The organism is Winogradskyella sp. R77965 (assembly GCF_044594915.1).
Lineage (GTDB): Bacteria > Bacteroidota > Bacteroidia > Flavobacteriales > Flavobacteriaceae > Winogradskyella.
Genome location: NZ_CP138990.1, coordinates 734,750 through 755,793 on the forward strand (window position 1 = coordinate 734,750; position 21,044 = coordinate 755,793).

21 protein-coding genes are annotated in these 21,044 nt (G+C 31.5%); 8 read left to right on the forward strand and 13 right to left on the reverse strand.

Going from position 1 to position 21,044, the window contains the following annotated elements:
• Positions 1–51 precede the first annotated feature (51 nt).
• The 8 genes from sucD to SJY34_RS03305 all read right to left on the reverse strand — a co-directional run bounded on the left by sucD (position 52) and on the right by SJY34_RS03305 (position 7,603).
• Positions 52–924 carry a succinate--CoA ligase subunit alpha gene (gene sucD, locus SJY34_RS03270; RefSeq protein ID WP_400078864.1) on the reverse strand — a complete coding sequence of 291 codons (873 nt, stop codon included), beginning with the start codon at positions 922–924 and terminating at the stop codon, positions 52–54.
• Between the two features lie 76 nt (positions 925–1,000).
• The gene (locus SJY34_RS03275; protein WP_400078866.1) at positions 1,001–1,411 is read right to left on the reverse strand and encodes a nuclear transport factor 2 family protein; all 411 of its coding nucleotides are present in this window, start codon (positions 1,409–1,411) and stop codon (positions 1,001–1,003) included.
• A complete protein-coding gene (locus tag SJY34_RS03280) occupies positions 1,411–2,346 on the reverse strand; it encodes a UDP-3-O-(3-hydroxymyristoyl)glucosamine N-acyltransferase (protein ID WP_400078868.1) in 936 nt (311 codons plus the stop codon). The genes SJY34_RS03275 and SJY34_RS03280 overlap by 1 nt, the downstream gene beginning before the upstream one ends.
• Positions 2,347–2,913, reverse strand: coding sequence for an elongation factor P (gene efp / locus SJY34_RS03285; RefSeq protein ID WP_400078870.1), 567 nt, complete (start codon positions 2,911–2,913; stop codon positions 2,347–2,349).
• Positions 2,914–2,929: 16 nt separating this feature from the next.
• Entirely contained in the window at positions 2,930–3,715 is a 786-nt protein-coding gene (gene lpxA, locus SJY34_RS03290; RefSeq protein ID WP_400078872.1) for an acyl-ACP--UDP-N-acetylglucosamine O-acyltransferase, read from the reverse strand.
• Between the two features lie 94 nt (positions 3,716–3,809).
• Positions 3,810–5,216, reverse strand: a complete 1,407-nt coding sequence (locus tag SJY34_RS03295; protein WP_400078874.1) for a bifunctional UDP-3-O-[3-hydroxymyristoyl] N-acetylglucosamine deacetylase/3-hydroxyacyl-ACP dehydratase — start codon at positions 5,214–5,216, stop codon at positions 3,810–3,812.
• Positions 5,203–6,231: a UDP-3-O-(3-hydroxymyristoyl)glucosamine N-acyltransferase gene (gene lpxD / locus SJY34_RS03300; protein ID WP_400078876.1), complete on the reverse strand. Its 1,029-nt coding sequence runs from the start codon at positions 6,229–6,231 to the stop codon at positions 5,203–5,205. The genes SJY34_RS03295 and lpxD overlap by 14 nt, the downstream gene beginning before the upstream one ends.
• Before the next feature lie 142 nt (positions 6,232–6,373).
• Positions 6,374–7,603, reverse strand: a complete 1,230-nt coding sequence (locus SJY34_RS03305) for an HD domain-containing protein (protein WP_400078878.1) — start codon at positions 7,601–7,603, stop codon at positions 6,374–6,376.
• Positions 7,604–7,732: 129 nt separating this feature from the next.
• Here SJY34_RS03305 and SJY34_RS03310 point away from each other — a divergent pair, with 129 nt between their 5' ends.
• The 4 genes from SJY34_RS03310 (at position 7,733) to SJY34_RS03325 (ending at position 10,892) form a co-directional block, all read left to right on the forward strand.
• The gene (locus SJY34_RS03310) at positions 7,733–9,280 is read left to right on the forward strand and encodes a PglZ domain-containing protein (RefSeq protein ID WP_400078880.1); all 1,548 of its coding nucleotides are present in this window, start codon (positions 7,733–7,735) and stop codon (positions 9,278–9,280) included.
• Positions 9,281–9,628: 348 nt separating this feature from the next.
• Entirely contained in the window at positions 9,629–10,093 is a 465-nt protein-coding gene (tsaE, locus tag SJY34_RS03315) for a tRNA (adenosine(37)-N6)-threonylcarbamoyltransferase complex ATPase subunit type 1 TsaE (protein WP_400078882.1), read from the forward strand.
• A gap of 156 nt (positions 10,094–10,249) precedes the next feature.
• Positions 10,250–10,396: a hypothetical protein gene (locus SJY34_RS03320; RefSeq protein ID WP_400078884.1), complete on the forward strand. Its 147-nt coding sequence runs from the start codon at positions 10,250–10,252 to the stop codon at positions 10,394–10,396.
• Entirely contained in the window at positions 10,338–10,892 is a 555-nt protein-coding gene (locus tag SJY34_RS03325; protein ID WP_400078886.1) for a hypothetical protein, read from the forward strand. Before SJY34_RS03320 ends, SJY34_RS03325 begins: the two co-directional genes overlap by 59 nt.
• Positions 10,893–10,904: 12 nt before the next feature.
• Here the strand turns inward: SJY34_RS03325 and SJY34_RS03330 are convergent, their stop codons facing one another.
• From SJY34_RS03330 to SJY34_RS03340, 3 genes are read right to left on the reverse strand one after another with little or no spacing between them, the layout of a single operon-like run.
• Positions 10,905–12,203: an HlyD family secretion protein gene (locus tag SJY34_RS03330; RefSeq protein WP_400078887.1), complete on the reverse strand. Its 1,299-nt coding sequence runs from the start codon at positions 12,201–12,203 to the stop codon at positions 10,905–10,907.
• 5 nt (positions 12,204–12,208) lie between these two features.
• Positions 12,209–14,395, reverse strand: coding sequence for a peptidase domain-containing ABC transporter (locus SJY34_RS03335; RefSeq protein ID WP_400078889.1), 2,187 nt, complete (start codon positions 14,393–14,395; stop codon positions 12,209–12,211).
• A 9-nt stretch (positions 14,396–14,404) separates the two neighbouring features.
• Complete coding sequence (locus SJY34_RS03340; protein WP_400078891.1) at positions 14,405–15,982, reverse strand: vitamin K epoxide reductase family protein; 1,578 nt, start codon at positions 15,980–15,982, stop codon at positions 14,405–14,407.
• Positions 15,983–16,570: 588 nt separating this feature from the next.
• On the opposite strand from SJY34_RS03340, the gene SJY34_RS03345 reads away from it, so the two are divergent.
• The gene (locus SJY34_RS03345) at positions 16,571–16,930 is read left to right on the forward strand and encodes a hypothetical protein (protein WP_400078893.1); all 360 of its coding nucleotides are present in this window, start codon (positions 16,571–16,573) and stop codon (positions 16,928–16,930) included.
• A 4-nt stretch (positions 16,931–16,934) separates the two neighbouring features.
• Here SJY34_RS03345 and SJY34_RS03350 read toward each other — a convergent pair whose 3' ends face one another.
• Together SJY34_RS03350 and SJY34_RS03355 are read right to left on the reverse strand one after the other, a co-directional pair.
• Positions 16,935–17,552 carry a hypothetical protein gene (locus SJY34_RS03350; RefSeq protein WP_400078895.1) on the reverse strand — a complete coding sequence of 206 codons (618 nt, stop codon included), beginning with the start codon at positions 17,550–17,552 and terminating at the stop codon, positions 16,935–16,937.
• 3 nt (positions 17,553–17,555) lie between these two features.
• Entirely contained in the window at positions 17,556–18,116 is a 561-nt protein-coding gene (locus SJY34_RS03355; RefSeq protein WP_400078897.1) for a hypothetical protein, read from the reverse strand.
• Between the two features lie 186 nt (positions 18,117–18,302).
• On the opposite strand from SJY34_RS03355, the gene SJY34_RS03360 reads away from it, so the two are divergent.
• The 3 genes from SJY34_RS03360 (at position 18,303) to SJY34_RS03370 (ending at position 20,997) form a co-directional block, all read left to right on the forward strand.
• Entirely contained in the window at positions 18,303–19,502 is a 1,200-nt protein-coding gene (locus SJY34_RS03360) for an alanine dehydrogenase (RefSeq protein ID WP_400078899.1), read from the forward strand.
• A 9-nt stretch (positions 19,503–19,511) separates the two neighbouring features.
• Positions 19,512–19,889: a hypothetical protein gene (locus tag SJY34_RS03365; protein WP_400078901.1), complete on the forward strand. Its 378-nt coding sequence runs from the start codon at positions 19,512–19,514 to the stop codon at positions 19,887–19,889.
• A gap of 88 nt (positions 19,890–19,977) precedes the next feature.
• The gene (locus SJY34_RS03370) at positions 19,978–20,997 is read left to right on the forward strand and encodes an NAD-dependent epimerase (RefSeq protein ID WP_400078903.1); all 1,020 of its coding nucleotides are present in this window, start codon (positions 19,978–19,980) and stop codon (positions 20,995–20,997) included.
• Positions 20,998–21,044 lie beyond the last annotated feature (47 nt).

Here is a 21,044-nt window from a genome sequence, read left to right on the forward strand (position 1 = left end):
GTTTTTAACAGTTTATACTGAACTAGTTTCAGTCTCTATAATTTAAGATTATTAGCCTAAAACTTCAGCGACTTTCTTTCCTATTTCGGCTGGTGAATCCACAACGTGAATTCCGCAAGCCTTCATAATTTTCTTTTTGGCTTGGGCAGTATCATCACTACCACCAACTATAGCACCAGCATGTCCCATTGTACGACCTGCAGGAGCAGTTTCGCCTGCAATAAAACCGACAACTGGTTTTTTACTTCCACTAGCTTTATACCATTGTGCAGCATCAGCTTCTAATTGCCCACCTATCTCACCAATCATAACTACAGCTTCAGTTTCTGGATCGTTAATCAATAACTCTACAGCTTCTTTGGTTGTAGTTCCGATAATAGGATCACCTCCAATACCTATTGCAGTTGTAATTCCTAAACCTTGCTTTACCACTTGGTCAGCAGCTTCGTATGTTAATGTACCAGACTTAGAAACAATTCCTACTTTACCTGATTTGAAAACAAAACCTGGCATTATGCCAACTTTAGCTTCACCTGGAGTTATGACACCTGGACAATTAGGTCCAACTAAACGGCAATCTCTATTCTTAATATAATCTGCTGCTTTAATCATATCTGCAACAGGTATTCCTTCTGTGATTGTAATAATTACTTTAATTCCTGCATCTGCAGCTTCCATTATTGCATCTGCAGCAAATGCTGGTGGTACAAAAATAATAGTGGTATCAGCACCTACTTTTTCTACAGCTTCAGATACTGTATTAAAAACTGGTCTGTCTAAATGAGTTTGACCACCTTTTCCTGGTGTTACTCCACCAACCACATTAGTACCATACTCAATCATTTGCTCGGCATGAAAAGTACCTTCACTACCTGTAAAACCTTGTACGATGATGTTTGAATTCTTGTTAACTAAAACGCTCATTAGATATTTTTGTTTTAAAGTTTTATATATTTTGCTGTGCAAAAATAAGAGTTTTGAGAATCAAATACGACCTCTTTTAAACTTTTCTTTCAGTATATGATTTCATTGAAGCAGCGTCATTTTCATCTGCTTGGTGACTAATTTCATAACCTCTGTGTAGCTTGCCATCCTTCACTTCCCAAATTGTTGAAAAATGCGCTAACATGACTTCATCATCAGGATTTTCGATTGTATTTGCAAATATCGTATGTCTTGTAATAATACTATCACCAGCTTCAATAAAATGTGTGAATTCAAAACGAAGATTGTTATACGATTTACGGGTTCCTTCAAAAAAAATTACAATATCATCATATTTAAGCAACATAAAACCTTGGCTGCTCATCCAGTGTAGTTCACTCTCCTTGCTAAAGAATTTCGATACTACGTTGGCATCATTAGCTAAATCTGAACTATAAAAAGCTTTTACTATATCTTTTGCTGACATTATATATTTTTCAATTTTTCTAGTATTTCTGGAATTTTTTTAACATAAGCCATTTCTTTGAAAAAGCCTCTAGCTTCTTGTGCTGGTGATCCAAAATAGACTTTACTACCATCTGTAGTCTTATTAATACCAGCTTGTGCGTAAATCACTGTTCCTTTAGAAATAGTAACATCGCTTTTAATGCCAACCTGTCCCCAAATGGTTACATTATCTTCCACAACCACACAACCAGCTATACCAGTTTGTGATGCAATTAAGCATTTCTTGCCAATTACTGTATCATGACCTATTTGAATCTGATTATCTAGTTTAGACCCTTCACCAATAGTTGTATCACCTGTTACTCCTCTGTCTATTGTACAAAGTGCACCAACATCAACATTATCTTTTATAATAACACGTCCACCAGATTTTAATTGATCATAACCATCTGGTCTGTTTTTATAATAAAATGCACTTGCTCCTAAAATAGTACCTGCATGAATTGTTACATTATTACCAATAATAGTATCATCATAAATACTTACGTTAGAATGAATGATACAATTCTTACCTATGCTAACATTATTTCCTATAAAGCAATTTGGTTGAATAATAGTACCTTCTCCGATTTCAGCATCGTCAGCTACAGCAGAGTTTGAAGCTTTAAAAGGCTTAAAATGATTAGTGAGTTTATTGAAATCTCTAAAAGGATCATCAGATATCAATAACGCTTTCCCTTCCGGACAATCAACTTCCTTATTAATTAAAACAATAGTGGCAGCAGATTCTAAAGCTTTATCGTAGTATTTTGGGTGGTCAACAAAAACGATATCACCAGGTTCGACAACATGAATTTCATTCATGCCTAAAACTGGAAAATCATCTGCACCTACATATTCAGTAGAAATAAGATTCGCAATCTCTTTAAGCTTATATTCTTTAGGGAACTTCATTTATTCCTTGATACGCTCTTTATAAGTTCCTTTTTCTGTTTCAACCTTAATTTTATCTCCTTCATTAATAAACAAAGGTACATTTACTGAAGCCCCTGTTTCTACTGTTGCAGGTTTTGTTGCATTGGTTGCAGTATTACCTTTTACACCTGGCTCCGTGGCAGTAACTTCTAAAATCACAGTTGCAGGCATATCAACAGACAAAGGCATATTGTCTTCAGTGTTGATTTGTATAGTCACAACTTCTCCCTCTTTCATTAAATCTGGTCGATCTAAAGCCGACTCTAATAAACGAATTTGAGTATAATCTGCTTCATTCATAAAATGATAGAACTCTCCATCGTTATATAAATACTGAAACTTATGTGTTTCTACTCTAATATCTTCAATTTTATGACCTGCAGAAAACGTATTGTCTAAAACTTTACCTGTTGTAACGCTTTTCATTTTTGTTCTTACAAAAGCAGGACCTTTACCTGGTTTTACATGAAGAAACTCTATGATTTTATAAATATCATTATTGTATTTAATACATAACCCGTTTCTAATATCTGATGTACTTGCCATTATTTAGTTGTTATTTTTAGTTTGATTTAAAGTAGCCTTTCATAATTCCTCTATGTGAATTCTTAATAAATTGAAGAATTTCATCACGTTCTGGTGTGGCTTCCATTTCGGCTTCAATTAAATCTGAAGCCTGTGTATTGTTATAATTCTTTTGATATAGTATGCGATATATATCCTGAATTTCTCTAATTTTTTCTGAGGTATAACCTCTTCGTCTTAGTCCTACTGAATTTATACCGACATAAGATAAAGGTTCTCTTGCTGCTTTTACATATGGTGGAACATCCTTACGAACTAAAGATCCACCAGTTACGAAAGCATGATTTCCTATTGAAACAAACTGATGAACTGCAGTCATACCTGCCAAAACAACATAATCTCCAACATTAATATGACCAGCTAGAGTGCTATTATTAGAAAATATGCAGTTGTTACCGACAATGCAGTCATGCGCAACATGGCAATACGCCATTATTAGACAATTGTTGCCAATAACCGTCTTCATTCTATCAGTTGTACCTCTGTTAATAGTTACACATTCTCTAATCGTAACATTATCACCTATTTCTACAGTTGTATCTTCATCATTATATTTTAAGTCTTGAGGTACTGCCGAAATTACTGCTCCTGGAAAAATGTTACAATTTTTTCCGATGCGAGCACCTTCCATAATGGTAACATTACTTCCAATCCAAGTGCCTTCTCCAATTTTTACATTATTATGAATCGTTGTAAAAGGTTCTATAACGACATTCTTAGCAATCTTTGCTCCAGGATGTACGTATGCTAATGGTTGGTTCATTTCTCTAATATTTATTTTGATAAAATGGAAGAAACGTGTTCGCTTTTAAACCTTCTTTTTTCCATTTAACTTTGAACTCTGCTCGGTTCATTTTTTATTTTACTTTTGAAATTTGTGCCATTAATTCGGCTTCTGCACATAATTTTCCATTGGCATAAGCATAACCTTGCATATGGCATATTCCTCTTCTAATCGGAGTAATTAATGAGCATTTAAATATAAGCGTGTCACCAGGTACTACTTTTTGTTTGAATTTTACATTATCCATTTTCATGAAAAAAGTTAAATAATTCTCTGGATCTGGCACTGTACTTAATACCAAAATACCACCAGTTTGCGCCATAGCTTCAACAATTAACACACCAGGCATTACAGGTTGACCAGGAAAATGTCCTTTAAAGAACTCTTCGTTCATTGTTACATTTTTCATTCCGATAACATGGTTTTCCGTCAATTCGAAAACCTTATCTAGTAATAAAAATGGCTGCCTGTGTGGTAACATATCCATGATTTGATTCACATCCATCAATGGCTCTGAATTCAAATCTATTTGAGGCACATTATTACGCCTTTCGTTTTTAATAATTTTAGACATCTTCTTAGCAAACTGCGTGTTTATAAAGTGCCCTGGCTTATTAGCGATGACTTTACCTTTAATACGTGTACCAATTAAAGCAAGATCACCAACGACATCCAATAATTTATGTCGTGCAGCTTCATTAGGATGATGCAGTGTAAGATTATCTAAAATCCCGTTAGGTTTTACAGCGATTTTATCCTTATTAAAAGCAATGCTAAGTTTCTCCATAGTTTCTGGAGATAATTCTTTATCAACATAAACAATAGCGTTGTTTAAGTCTCCACCTTTAATTAAACCATTTTCGAGAAGCATTTCTATTTCATGCAGAAAACTAAAGGTTCTAGCATTTGCAATTTCAGTTTTAAAATCAGAAACATCATTAAGCGTCGCATTTTGAGTACCTAAAACTTTAGTACCAAAATCTACCATTGTAGTAACTTGGTATGAGTTTGAAGGCATTAATATAATCTCACTTCCAGATTCCTCGTCTGAGTATGAAACAACTTGCGTAACTTCATATTCTTCTCTAAAGGCATCTTGTTCAACAACACCAGCTTTCTCTAAAGCTTCTACAAAGAATTTTGAAGATCCATCCATTATAGGAGGCTCTGAAGCATTGAGTTCTATAACAGCATTATCGATATCTAAACCAACCAATGCCGCTAATACATGCTCGCACGTTTGGATAGTAACACCATTTCGTTCTAAACAGGTTCCTCGTTGCGTATTTGTAACATAATTTGCATCAGCTTCAATCTTTGGACTACCTTCCAAATCTACACGCTCAAATAGAAAACCCGAATTTTCCACTCCTGGTTTAAACACCAATTTAACGTCTGCTCCTGTATGAAGTCCTACACCATTTAGTGTGACTTCTTTTTCAATGGTCTTCTGTTTTATTTCAGTTTTAATTATTGCCATCTACTTTTTTTTCTAGTTCATTTATTGTTTTTGCAAGCTTAGGTAAGTTTTTGAAATAAACATAAGATTTATTCCAATCAGTATAGCCGAAAGAAGGTGAGCCTTGCAAGACTTCATTATCTTTAACATTTCTACCGATACCAGATTGTGCTTGTACTTTTACATTATTACCAATGGTTAAATGACCTGCTATACCAACTTGTCCTCCAATTTGGCAGTTTTCGCCAATCTTAGTTGAACCTGCAACTCCTGATTGTGCTGCAATTACAGTATTCTTGCCAATCTCCACATTATGGGCTATCTGTATTTGATTATCTAGTTTTACTCCTGACCCAATAATTGTAGAACCCATAGTTGCCCTATCTATTGTAGTGCCTGCACCAACATCTACATAATCTTCTAAAATTACGTTTCCTATTTGTGGTATTTTAGAGTATCCTCCATCTTTACTTGGTGCAAATCCAAAACCATCAGCCCCAATAATAGCACCTGAGTTAATAACACAACTATTCCCTATTATACAATCAGGATATACTTTTCCTCCAGAAAAAATTATCGTGTTATCGCCAAGCTTAACATTATCTCCAACATAGGCATTTGGAAAAATCTTTACATTTTCCCCAATTTCAACATTGTTACCAACATAAGCGAAAGCACCAATATAAGTGCTATCTGGTGTTTTTGTTGTTTCAGAAATAAAACAAGGGTGTTCTATTCCAGATTTATTCAATTTTATTTGATTGTAGTATTCTAGTAGTTTGGAAAAACCCTCGTAAGCATCTTCTACCTTTATAAGTGTTGTAGAAATGGGCTTTTCTGGTTCAAAATCTGAATTTACAATAGTTACAGATGCTTCAGTTTTGTATATGTAAGGTGTATATTTTAAATTGGATAAAAATGTTAGTGAACCTTTAGTGCCTTCTTCAATTTTAGACAACTTAAAAACTTCAATATTTGGGTCACCAACGACTATTCCCTCTAAAATACCTGCGATCTGTTCTGCTGTAAATTTCATGTGTTTATACCTATTACTTTTCTAAAATCACGTGGAACATTCCAAATAATAATTCTTTGTGATTTTTAAGTTTTGAGTATGAATGTTTCAATTATTTGATTTTAATGTCTGCGTTGGCTTTCGCAAAAATAGAAAAAATGTATCACATTTTGTTTTTAGGATAGCACATATAATATTTAGTTACAGGTTTACTTAGGCCTTTTAGGTTTAATTGGTCTAATACTTTAGCGATATCCTTTATTTTGCCTGATTTTAAAAGTATACTAATTTGTTGTTTTTTATTTTGATATGCCTGATTGCTAATCTTTCCTTGAAACACAAAATAATCTGCTTCAGTTTTAGAAATGTTGTACTTATCCATTATTAAATTGGAATGCCCAATTAGCTCTGATGAACTGATTGGTTTTTTCTTCAACTTAATTTTTAATAAATCTCTGTTCAAAATCATTTCACAGAGATTACTTAAAACAAAATCACTATGAGTTTGCCAGCTTTTCATAGCTGAAACAATATCATAATCATCGAGCTGAGCAAAAATAACTAACGTTTTGTTATTAAAATGATCTCCATTGATTTCAGAATTTAGGAAGTATGATAATGCTTTACTACAGTTTAATTTTACACCTAAACTTGAGAGTTCTTTTGCTCTTTTCAAAATACGCGTTAATAACTGCTCTGCAACCAATCCTGTTTTATGTAAATAGACTTGCCAATACATAAAACGTCTAGCCACCAAGAATTTTTCGATACTATATATACCCTTTTCTTCTATGACTAAATGGCCATTAACTACATTGAGCATGGTAATTAAACGTTCACTATTAATATTACCTTCGGCTACACCTGTATAAAAACTATCGCGCTTTAAGTAATCTGCCCTATCCATATCTAACTGGCTAGAAATTAGCTCACACATAAACTTGCGAGGGTATTCTCCTTTGAAAATAGATATGGCTAACGTTAAACTTCCGTTAAACTCTGTATTGAGGTCTTCCATAAAACGAAGTGAAATTTCTTCGTGAGAAATATCATTTACAATACTATGTTCCATAGCATGTGAGAATGGACCATGACCAATATCGTGCAATAAAATAGCGATTAATAATCCATTTTCTTCATCATCAGAAATTGCAACTCCCTTAAAACGAAGCACATTGATAGCTTTTTGCATGAGATGCATACTGCCTAGTGCATGATGAAAACGTGTATGATGCGCACCTGGATAAACCAAATACGATAATCCCATTTGGCTGATACGACGTAATCTCTGAAAATATTTATGCTCAATGATATCGAAAATTAACGAATTCGGAATAGTAATAAATCCGTAAATTGGATCGTTAAATATCTTAAGCTTATTATTTGTAGGCAAAACTTTTAAATATGTTTTAGAGTGTTTGCAAATAGTACAAGGTTTTAATTTTGTTATTCTGAACTTGTTTCAGAATCTGATATCTAAAAAAAACAAACAATCATTAATTAGAAACAAATATACCATAACATGATAAATATTCTCTGGGTTGACGATGAAATCGATTTACTAAAGCCACATATCCTCTTTTTAGAACAAAAACAATATGAAGTTACAACTTGCCAAAGTGGTACTGAAGCCTTAGAGATTATTAACGATACTAATTTTGATATTGTTTTCTTGGACGAAAATATGCCAGGACTCACAGGACTAGAAACATTAAACGAAATTAAAGAGAGACGTGCAAACCTGCCAGTGGTAATGATTACCAAAAGTGAAGAGGAATATATTATGGAGGAAGCTATTGGAAACAAAATTGCAGATTACTTGATTAAACCTGTAAATCCAAATCAGATTTTATTGAGTTTGAAAAAGAATTTGGACCATTCGCGATTAATTTCTGAAAAAACCACTTCTAATTACCAGCAAGAATTCAGAAAAATTGCTATGGATTTATCTATGGTAAATTCTTATGAAGAATGGGTTGACCTTTATCAGAAACTCATTTATTGGGAATTACAACTTGAAGATATTGAAGATGTCGGTATGACTGATATTTTAGAGTCCCAAAAGACCGAAGCTAATATGCAGTTTGGTAAGTTTATTGAAAAAAATTATGAGGATTGGTTTCAACCAAATACGGATGCACCAATACTATCGCACAACCTTTTTAAAGAAAAGGTAGTGCCAGAATTGAGTGATAAACAACCTACACTACTAATCGTAATCGATAATCTAAGATATGATCAGTGGAAAGCTTTTGAACCTATTGTAAATAACTATTATAAAAAAGCTTCCGAATTATCATTTTACAGCATCTTACCAACAGCAACACAGTATGCACGTAATGCTATTTTCTCTGGATTAATGCCAGTTGATATGGAAAAATTATTTCCACAATACTGGAAAAACGATACAGATGAAGGAGGTAAAAACATGCATGAAGGTGATTTTTTAAGAGAACAATTAAAACGTTTAGGCCTTTCGCACATAAAGCATGAATATCATAAAATTACCAACCTAAGAGCTGGTAAAAAATTAGTTGAAAACTTTAGATCTTTAAAGGACAATGATCTCAATGTTGTGGTCTATAATTTTGTGGATATGCTCTCCCACTCCAAAACAGAAATGGAGGTTGTAAAGGAATTAGCATCAAATGATAAAGCTTACAGATCGCTCACCGTGAGTTGGTTTAAGAATTCCCCGTTATTAGAAATGATTCAACTGTCTCAACAGTTAGGTTTTAAATTAATACTAACCACAGACCATGGCACTATAAACGTAAAAGCACCTTCTAAAGTGATTGGAGATAGAGATACAAGTTTAAACTTGCGATACAAAACAGGTCGCAGTCTCACTTACCAAGACAAGGATGTATTAGCTGTTAAAGACCCAAAATCCGTGCATTTGCCGTCATTGTCTATGAGTAGTTCATTTATATTTGCAAAAGGTGATCTGTTTTTAGCCTATCCAAATAACTTTAATCATTACGTAAGTTATTACAGAAACACCTATCAACATGGTGGTGTTTCTTTAGAGGAAATGATTATTCCTTTTGTAGTTTTAGATCCAAAATAATTTTAGGTTTCTCGCAAAGGCGCAAAGACGCCAAGTTCAATTTATAGCTTTTTGCAATTTCATAAAGAAAATAAAGTTAATTTAAATATTGCCCTAACAAAGATTGTCCCCTCGAGGGGACTTTAGGGGTGTTTTATCCATGAATACGTGAATTATTTTTAAGGTATCAGTTTCAAAAACTATTCATGTTTTTGTAAAACAATTTAGCTAAAATATATCTTATATCACTCTCAAAAGGTATTGTAAGAAAATCCGTAAAAAGCAAAAAAAGCCGATGAAATACACTTTTTTCTAGGATATCTCAACTTTTATACCTAACATTGTAACCTTAAACCGCTTAGATTAATAGTGAGAGTTATTGAGTTTACATATCACTTAAAAGATATTGATGCCATTGCAGCCAGTGTTTTAGAACATTTAGAGTCTAAAACTGTATTGTTTAATGGTGCCATGGGAGCAGGTAAAACTACGTTTATAAATGCGCTTTTAAAAGCTATGCAAAGTAGTGATGTCGCTACAAGTCCAACATTCTCAATTGTAAACGAATATACGATTCCAAGCGATAAAGTCTATCATTTTGACTTTTACAGGGTGAAATCTTTGGATGAAGCCTATAATTTTGGAATTGAAGACTATTTTAATAGTAATCATTGGTTGTTTTTAGAATGGCCAGAACGCATAGAAGCATTATTGCCAGAAGACGCTCAAAGCATTACTATTACTGACTTAGACGAAAATAGAAGATCCCTCAAATTAACTATAAAAACTAAACATTTAACTGAACAGATAGCGATGACAGAAATAAAATTTTAGATAAAATTTTACTAATTTTCCTACAAGATATCCTACTAGTTACGGAAAAACCGTAATGGTTGCCTCAAAATTTCTTGGATTTTAACTACTTACCATTTGTAAACACCTATAAATGCTGTTACTTTTGTTGTAATTAATTAATTAATCCCTTGAATTATGAAAACTAAAAAGAATTTAGTGTTAGCGATTGCTATCTTCGGAGGAATGTTATTTACTGTACAAGCTACTAACATTATTGACTTAGATGGACAGAATACAACAGAAATTCAAAAGAAGAAGCGAAAACTCGTTAAAAACGGATAATATTAAGTTAAGTAGAAGTGCAATTATTGGTAGCTTAATAGCAACTGTAATAGCTTCTACACCTTTATTATACGCTTTACATGAAAGTGTTCCAGACCAGCGAGTTTGGAACACTTTTTTGTTTACTTATGAAAGTGGGTTTTGGGAATCTGCTCAATATGCAATGTGGGTTTATACTGGTAAAGTCTTACCTCTTATCCTTATTTTAATTTGGTTTTTCACTTGCCGTCACTGGTGGTATCATGTCCTTTTGGTACCTATCTCAATGTTTATATTTCAAATTATTACTAGCTTTAATGCAGAATTAGAATACACTGATGAAAATCAAATTTTATTTTTACTTCCAATATTGATCATAATCGTACCATCTATTTATTTGATAAGAGCTCAAATGTTTAATAAAATAAACTACGCAGATAAATCTATGGAAGAACTTGAAGCTGAGTTTATGATTAAACCCAAAACTATTTGGGGCAAGGTGAAGCAGTATTTTTAAAAGATTGAATTTTTAACGATTCAAAACACTTTTAAATTGATAAAAGAAACGCTCAATAAGTCGTAAATCTTCTGTTATAATCTCAGCAGAACCTCGCATTTCTTGTTTAAAGTCTATTTCTTTATTGTAAGAGGTGATTAACTTTTTAGGCAATTCTACATCAACAAAATATAAACCTTCTTTATCAGGAATAAGGGAAATGTTTTTTACTTTACCATTTAATACCCCAAATTCAGTATCTGGATAGTTTTCTAACTTTACATTTACGTTTTGCCCAACTTTAATTTTACCAGAATTTTGGGCTGGTGTTTTCAGTTTTGCAATAAATGATGAGTTTTCACTTGGTACAATTGTAAATACCAAATCTCCTTGATTTACTGTTTGATTACTATTCCAGAAGTTTAAAAAAGACACATTGCCATTTATATTGGATTTTAACACATACAGCTGTTCCCAGTCTTTAATGGCATTTTTTAGTTGATTAAATGACTGAATAGTATTTTTGAGCAAAGTCATTTCTTCCTTTGTTCTATTTATTTCAGTACCTTTTGAAGTCATATGTGCTCTACTTATGGCTTCTCTTATTTGCGAAATAGAGGATTCAAAGTTTTTATAATTACGTTCTGCTTGTGCATATTGTAACTGCTTATTTTCGAATTCTTGTGCAGAAATAACACCTTTTTCAAATAATTTTTTTTGACGATTTAAGTCGTTTTCTGTAAATTCTAATTCTGTTTCGTTAATATTTCGTTGTGCTTTCAAACTTTTTAAACGTCGGTTTAATTCTGAAATAGAGTAACGATTCGCGATAGCCTCATTAGAAAATGGTTCTAAGTCTTTATTTAGTTTGTATTGAATGTAACTGTTTTCAAATAATGCAAATTGCGATTCTATATCTCCTAGAAATAATATCGGGAGACTATCAATAGGAAAGTAAAATGATTTACTGTCAACTGTTATGGTATCAATCACAGATTTTAATCTATAGATATCTCTATAATTGGCAGTATTTTCTAATATGGCTAGCGGTTGATTCCTCTGAACACTTTGGTTATCCTCTACTAAAATCGCATCTAACTTACCTGTGATTTTCGCATATTCTTTCTGTGGTGGAATTTGAGTTGTTATCACTGCTTCTGAGAGAATAATATCCGGATATTTTACAAACCAAGATAAAAATAATAACATCAATATTAAAGACAAAAACAATACATTTCCCCAACGTATCATCCAGTGAGGAACTTCACTAAGTATTTCTTGTACTTCCTCACTTCTAAATTCGAAATCTTTAATTGAATTTTCTTCAGACATAACAATTAATTACCTAGTTCTAATTGATTTTTTACTAATTTATAATAATCACCTTTTTTGGCAACTAAAGCCTTATGATTTCCTATCTCCACTATCTTACCCTTATCTAGCACAACAATTTGGTGAGCATTCTTTACAGTACTTAATCTATGCGCAATAACTACCACGGTTTTGTTTTTGAAGAACGTGTCTAACTTCTCCATAATCACTTTTTCATTATTAGCATCTAAAGCAGAAGTCGCTTCATCAAAAAATAAAAAGTTTGGATTTTTATAAACCGCTCTAGCGATTAACAACCGTTGTTTTTGTCCTGTACTGACACCAACACCTTCCATACCAATTTTTGTATTATATGATAATGGTAAACTCTCTATAAAATCTTTAATATTAGCCACATCTACAGCATGAGCTAACTTTTCTTTATCAACAAAATCCTCACCTACAGCTATATTATGCGCTATGGTGTCATTAAAAATATAGCCTTCTTGCATAACAACACCATATTGATCTCTCCATGCTTTTTGAGAGAAATTATTAAGGTTGAAATTACCTAATTTTATATCACCATTATTTGGTTCATAAAACCTCAAAAGTAACTTCATTAACGTGGTTTTACCACTTCCACTGACACCAACTATTGCTGTAACCTTATTTGAGGGTATATTTAAATCTAAATTCTCTAGTACCATTTGATCTGACCCAATATACCTAAAGGATACGTCAGACAATTGCAAATCAGAATTTACAGGAATGTCGATAATCTTATCCTCTCCTTGTTTTTCTTCATCTTCTTTATTGTGTATTTCAGATAATCTATCTAATGAAATCTTTGCATCTTGCACTTCTCTAATAAAATTAATTAATTGGGCAATAGGTGAGTTTAATTGACCTACGATATAACTAACCGCTAGCATCATCCCTAATGTAATATCGCCATCTATAACTAATTTGGCAGATAATATTGTTATGAAAATGTTTTTAACTTCATTAATAAAACTAGAACCTACACTTTGGTATTGCTCTAAAGCCAAACCTTCTATAGCAACTTTATATAAACGTGCTTGCGAGAATTCCCAGCCCCAACGTTTTTGCTTTTCTGCATTGTGTAATTTAATTTCTTGCATGCCATTAATTAACTCTATCACTTTGCTCTGCTCTTGACTTACTTGAGAAAAACGCTTATAGTCAATATCTTTTCGCTTTTTTAGAAAAATAATTATCCATAAAAAATATAAAAAACTACCCGCTAAAAAGACGCCTAATAAGAGTAAATTATAATAAGCTAATACAAAACTAAATACTAATAAATTTACCATAGAAAATAGTACACTGAGAGACGATGTTGTTAGTATACGTTCAATTCTTTGATGATCATTAATTCTTTGTAATATATCACCAGTCATTTTTGTGTCAAAAAATGCAATTGGTAAATTCATAAGTTTTATAAAGAAATCTGAAACTAATGAAATATTGATTCTTGTGCTTAGATGTAATAATATCCAACTTCGTATCACCTCAATTGAAGTACGACCTATAAAAAGTGCCAATTGCGCAAAAAGAATGAGATATACAAAATTTATATCCTGGTTTTTAATACCGACATCGACAACACTTTGAGTTAAAAAGGGAAATATTAGTTGCAGTAAACTTGCAGCTAATAAACCTATTACTAATTGCCAGATATAGGCTTTATATCTATATACATATTTGAACAAAAACGAAAATCCAAATTCTTTCTCTTCTGTATCAAACTCAGAATCATAAAATTTGGCTGTAGGCTCTAATATAAGCGCAATACCTTCTTGTGTTTTATCTGTAGCATTTTTACCAATCCAAGCCTCTAAGAATTCTTCTTTATTATATTTTATTAAGCCATGTGCAGGGTCAGATATATGATAAATATCCTTTTTTATTTTATAGAGAACTACATAGTGATCATTGTTCCAATGCAAAACACAAGGCAACGGCACTTCACTAAGACGCTCTAAAGTGACCTTAATACCCAAACTCCTAAAACCTATTTTCTCAGAAGCATCACTCAGGCCAAGTAGGCTACTCCCCTCTCTGGTTGTTTCACTTATGGTTCTAAGTGATTGTATAGAAAGCGTTTTTTTATAGTACTTAGCAATAATTTTTAGACAAGTAGGTCCGCAATCTTTATAATCTGCTTGTTTGTAATGTGGGAATTTCATATTGACAAGCTATAGACTATTATCCTCTTTTAAATCTTCAATAAAAAAATCAAGGTCAGATATTTCATAGAAGTCTGGATATTTTCTATCATTAATAAAAACACAAGGTGTAAAATTGTAATTATTTTCTAAACACCAGGCGTGTTGTTTACTTAAATTCTTACTAATCTGTTCTTTATTTGACTCTTGCTCATACTTTAGCAACCATTTATCTGTTTCGTTAACCTCATACCAATACTCCATTGCTTCGTAATAGCTATCATCACCTTTATTTAATTTTAACTGAATAAGGTTTTTTGCAATGTCCATAAAGTTTTTATCATTTTCTGTAACATTAAATAAAATTGCGACCTCTATATCATCTCCATATTTTTCAACCAATGATTTTAACATAAAATGAGGATCTTTACAATACCCACAAAAAGGACTGGTTAAAATTGCAATTTTAATACTAGCATCTGTTTTTCCTAACTTTAACAAACTGCCGGGTAAATCATTTTTCACCTCAGTTAGCAAGGTATTTTTAAAAAGCTGAAAATTTCGTTTAAAACGATTAGCCTTAAGTTGAGAAGATTTTAATTCTTTAATAGAATTTAAAGCCTTTTTTAAAGGCAACCAAAATGCATATAATATCGATGCCATTAATAAAAAAAGTGAAACTCCTAAAATAGCTATATTAAACTCAAAACTAGTTTTAGATACTAAAACATAGATTAACTCTAGTAAAACAACAGCAATAATTGAAAGACATATTGGACACCATTTTTTTTCAACAAACTTTTGATAATACAAGGACAGAAAAATTATAGGTATTGAAGCATATAATAAAACAGACTGTATTGAATAATATTGGTCATAATCATTAATTAAACCAAACAAAAACAAACTACATAGCTGCAAGGAAAAAAATAAAATACTTAAATCACTAAAACTAATTTTATCGAAAATTGCCCACTTGTTAGAGTTAATAACACTGCCACAACTAGAAGATGGACTACTTTCACAAAACTTAGCCAAAACCGCACTTTTAGTATTAAAAATATCATTTAAGGCATAGACCGAAAGCCAAATCCCTATAAGAGGTAAGAGTCCAAAAATAATGGACCAATAATTTTTTGCACCTGAGAAGAGAAGAACTGAAGTAGCAAAAATGACAATTATGACGTAAAATACCCAAGAATAGTTTTTCTTGCTACTTGTAACACTATCGTAGTTATCTTCTTTTTCAGCTAAGAGAACAATCTCATCCCATTTATTTAAGAATTCTTCTTTACTAGTACTAGTTGCCTTTGAATTTTTCTCAGAATTTGTGAATGTAATTTCTTCATCTGTTTTATTAACAAAAGACAAAAAATTACCATTACCACCTTTTAAATTAGCGATAAAAGAACCAGGTAGTAAATCAAATTTATCTTTAGGAACTCTAATAGCCGCATTATTAATATTAAAAAAACTGAGCGTATCGCTTATAGCTAGTAATGAAGGGTAATATGGATGAGAGCTTAATTGGTAATCAAATTCTTTTTTATCGATATAAATTTTTTCCGAATTTAAGTACTGTGATAATACTTCAATGTTATCTGACATTAACTTAAATGAATAATATTTCTAATTGTAAACATAAAAAAACAAGCTGTAATCACTTTCTTACTTATATACTTATTTTAAACTTCTTAATGTCTATATAATTGTACTAGAAAGAAAAACCCTATTATAATTATAATAGGGCTTGAATTTCAAAATTGCTCTATTTACCCATTACCATGAATACAAGGGAAATTAGGATCATTCTTTAACTTTCTGAGCTTTGCACATCTTGCTTTATCAAGACCACCTTTGATAGATCTTTGCTCTGATCTATTTAAAAGTTCAAAGCTTTTAAAATTTGATATATTTGTCATAATTTGATATAAAAATTAACCTACTCTAATTTGAAAGGATTTTCGGCTTCTTCCTTATAATAAAATACAAAGTCAACAAAGCCTAAATAAAAAAATCGGTACCGATTAAAGGATTAATCCAATGCACACAACCATAAAAGCGACTTTGTAATTACTTATAAGGTTGAATGCAGTGCTAATATATAGAAAATTTTCTACATATAAATATTATTAAAATAAATTTATTTTGTTTAATGTATAATAACGTATAATTTAGTTCAAAGTAAAATGTAGTATGGAAAAGACAATTAATCGGATAATGCAGCTAGTCGCTGAATTAAATCTAAGTGCTAGACAATTTGATTTATCAATAGGTTCTGCTAATGGTTATACACTTCGTATGCAGAAAAATAATGCATCAGTTGGTAGTGATGTAATTGAGCGTATAATTAAAGAATATCCTCAAGTTAACCTTGTTTGGTTAATTACTGGAAAAGGTGAAATGTTTATAACTAAACCTCAAGAAAACCAAGGGCGTTCTAAAGCCGAAATTGAAGCTTACATTAATGAACGCCTAGGTAATAATATTTCTAGTGAGAAAAAGGCATTTTTGGATGAGATTTTAAATGAGATAGAAAATCACAAAGAATCATAAATAGTTATTCCAAATTAAAACGATCTCTTAAAGCAATAAGTTTTGTTAAATATTCTTTTTTATCCAATGTATGTTTTTTTTGAATCAAAACTGCGAATTCTTTATCAATAGACTTATATCTTTTTATATCAAATTTTGAAAGTCTACTTATTTGCTGATTAATTTCTTCATTTACAGAAAATCTGGTTTTTTTATTATCAATATAATAATTTAACCCGTAGGTTAATAGTAATAATAATATATAGGGTATTGATACATATAAACTATTAGAAAGCGCATTAACTTCTATACCGTTTTTTGCTATGTCAAAACATATAAAAAGTTTATAAAATTCTATAAAAAGAGAAATAAGGATAACAAATCGCCACCATTTTCTACAGGTAATAAACCAGATTGTCAATATAGTAATTGTCAATATTTTATTAAAAATAATCCAAACATAAAAACTGGCCTCGTCATAGAAGCCTGGATCTAAAGTAAACCATTCAGTATTCCATATTCCAGTATCTTTTGGAACTAAATTGTATAAAAAAAAAGAAAAAGGTGAAATTAAAATAAAAAGTATAATAATAAAGTCTCTTTTTATTTTCTTGTTTTTCGAAAAACGATATAACAAATTCATTAGCTAATCTTTATAAAATTCATTTCTAATTAAAATTAATTTTCTCAGATAATCTGATGAATCCTTTTCTAATCCATTCTTTATCATTTCTTCGTACTTCCTTTTTAAAATTTCTATTCTTTTATTTTCTACATCATAGAGTTCAAAAAAAATCTCATCAATTTCATCATCAATATATAATTGTAACTCTTTATATAAATTATAAGAATTCAATTTATTAGAAATAAAAATTAATAAAAAAATGATTGGAGCCGTAACAGGTAAACTAGTTATATAATCAATTTCATCCATATGTGAGCTCTCTGGATCCATACTAGTAATCAATTTAAATAACTCAATTATTATTATCAGAAGGATAGCCGATTTCCACCAATGAGAACATGTTATATACCAAATTGATGACAAGAAAATTATCAATAGTTTCATTTTGATATGAAACACCAAATGTGAAATATCGGGAAATCCGAAACTTCCAACTTCAAAGAAAAATAAATCTATTTTTGTAAAGCCCTCTGGAATGTTTGATACTAAGAAATATGAAAATGTTACTGTGAGTATTGACATTATTATTAGTATATCTTTTATTTTAAAATAACTCATAAAGCGCATATGTATAGAAAATTATCTACACCAAATATATAAAGTAATTAAGTATTTTAAAATTTATTCGTAATTTAAAGCTAGATTAATCTTAGCACTTTTTATAACGTTTCGTTATATTGCAGTGACTATACAAATCAGCTAACTTTAATGAGTAAATCTTTATCACCATTTACAAAAGCCCAACTATTACCACAAGAAGAAACCTTAGAGGTTTATAAACAAAAAGGAAACCTTTTTATTGGGATTCCGAAAGAAACACATTTTCAAGAAAAGCGTGTGTGTTTAACTCCAGATGCTGTTTCTGCGTTGACAGCCAATGGTCATCGTGTATTGCTTGAGTCTGGTGCTGGTAATGGAGCAAATTTTAAGGATAAGGATTATAGCGAGGCTGGCGCAGAAGTAACCAAGGATACAGCCAAAGTCTACTCCTGCCCTATTATTCTAAAAGTAGAACCACCTTCTTTAGATGAGATTGACCTCATCAATCCTCAAACGCTTTTAATTTCTGCTTTACAAATTAAAACACAAGCCAAGTCCTATTTTGAAGCCTTAGCAAAAAAACGGATTACAGCCTTAGCCTTTGAGTATATCAAAGATGAAGATGGCTCATATCCTGCCGTAAGTTCTTTAAGCGAAATTGCAGGAACTGCCTCTATATTAATTGCCTCAGAATTACTCTCTAACGTCAATGGTGGTAATGGTTTAATGATGGGTAACATTAATGGTGTACCGCCTACAGAAGTCATTATTTTAGGTGCAGGTACTGTTGGTGAATTTGCAGCGCGCTTTGCCATTGGTTTAGGTGCTAATGTCAAAGTATTTGATAGTTCTATTACTAAGTTACGTCGTCTTCAGAATAATTTGGGTCGCACTATTTATACCTCTACAATGCAACCAAAAAATCTTTTAAAGGCTTTAAAGCGTTGTGATGTGGCTATTGGAGCTGTAAGAGGCAACAATCGTGCACCAATTGTAGTTACCCAAAGTATGCTAAGCAACATGAAAAGTGGTGCCGTTGTTATTGATGTTAGTATTGATATGGGAGGTTGTTTTGAAACTAGCGAAGTTACCACACATGATAATCCTACATTTGAGCATCATGGAGTTATTCATTATTGTGTACCTAATATTCCTGCGCGTTATTCTAGATCCGCATCCGTTTCAATAAGTAATATCTTTACTCCTTATCTCTTAGAAATTGGTGAACATGGAGGTATAGAAAATGCACTTCGTTTTGATAGAGGATTAAAAAATGGGTTGTATTTTTACCACGGTATTTTAACTAACAAATCTGTTGCAGAATGGTTTGGCTTAGATTATAATGATGCCAATTTATTGATTTTCTAAAAATAATATATGAAATTTATTCATCGATTAGGCTATTACCTTGGCGGTTTTGCTATTGGTCTTATTATTCTCATGTTTTTTTTGAACGGAAAAGATGCTTCTTGCGATTACGGACCTAATGCTAGGACAGTAAAAAACATTAGTTCTAAACCTATACTCTATTCTGATAAAGCTTCGATTTTTATTGCAAATTACGATTTAGATTCACTAACAATTAAAAACTTGGTGGAATTTGGAAGTGTGAATTTTTCTGAGAGTAAAACAAAATTAGATTCATGTAAAGTCTATCAAATAGAAAATAGCTATAAAGAGCGAGATATTGAGTTAAAAATTAAGAATTGTGATTCTATTGCGACGCTCCTCGATATAAATTACACAAACATCTAATTTATTGGAATTGATTGACATAGAATTTAGTGGTTTCATTAAAAATTATAATATTTGATGCCATTTCTAAAACATAAACAAATTCAGCATGAGAATATTAGTTACAGGTGCAGCAGGTTTTATTGGGTTTTATGTCTCTAAAGTATTAACTGCCAGAGGTTATAAAGTTGTTGGACTAGATAACATTAATGATTATTACGATGTCAACTTAAAATTCGCAAGACTCAATGAATTAGGTATAGACCAAAAAGAAGCTTCAGAATTTAATACGCTTTGCAACAGCAAAACCAACGATTTCTCTTTTATTAGAATGAATCTTGAAGATAGAGATGAGCTTCCTAAACTATTCGAAAGTGAAAAATTTGATATTGTATGTAACCTAGCAGCTCAAGCTGGTGTAAGATATAGTTTAGAAAATCCCGAAACATATGTAGATTCAAATTTAGTTGGATTTTTAAATATTTTAGAATGTTGCAGACACCATAATATAAAGCATTTAGTCTATGCAAGTAGCTCTAGTGTTTATGGAATGAACAAGAAGATTCCTTTCTCAACAGATGACAATGTAGATCATCCAATTAGCCTATATGCTGCCACAAAAAAGAGTAATGAACTTATGGCGCATACTTACAGTCACTTATTTAAAATACCAACTACAGGTTTAAGGTTTTTTACGGTTTATGGTCCTTGGGGAAGACCAGATATGGCTATGTTTTTATTTACCGATGCTATTGTTAACGATAGACCAATTAAGGTATTTAACCACGGTAAGATGGAACGCGATTTTACTTATATTGATGACATCGTAGAAGGTGTAATCAGAATTATTGAAAAGTCTACAGATAAAAGAGTAGAAGCTCATGATTACTATAAAGTTTATAATATTGGCAATAATGACTCCGTAAAGCTTTTGGACTTTATAAAAGCAATTGAATTTAATCTAGACAAAGTAGCAGAAAAAGACATGTTACCTATGCAACCTGGCGATGTAGAGCGCACTTGGGCAGATGTTAATGAACTGATAAAAGATTATAACTATAGACCAAATACATCTGTAAATGAGGGTGTAAAGTCATTTATCGATTGGTTTAAATATTATTATAAATAGATTTCATAGAATAGATATCTTATGTAAGTTGATCTAAATTCAGACTA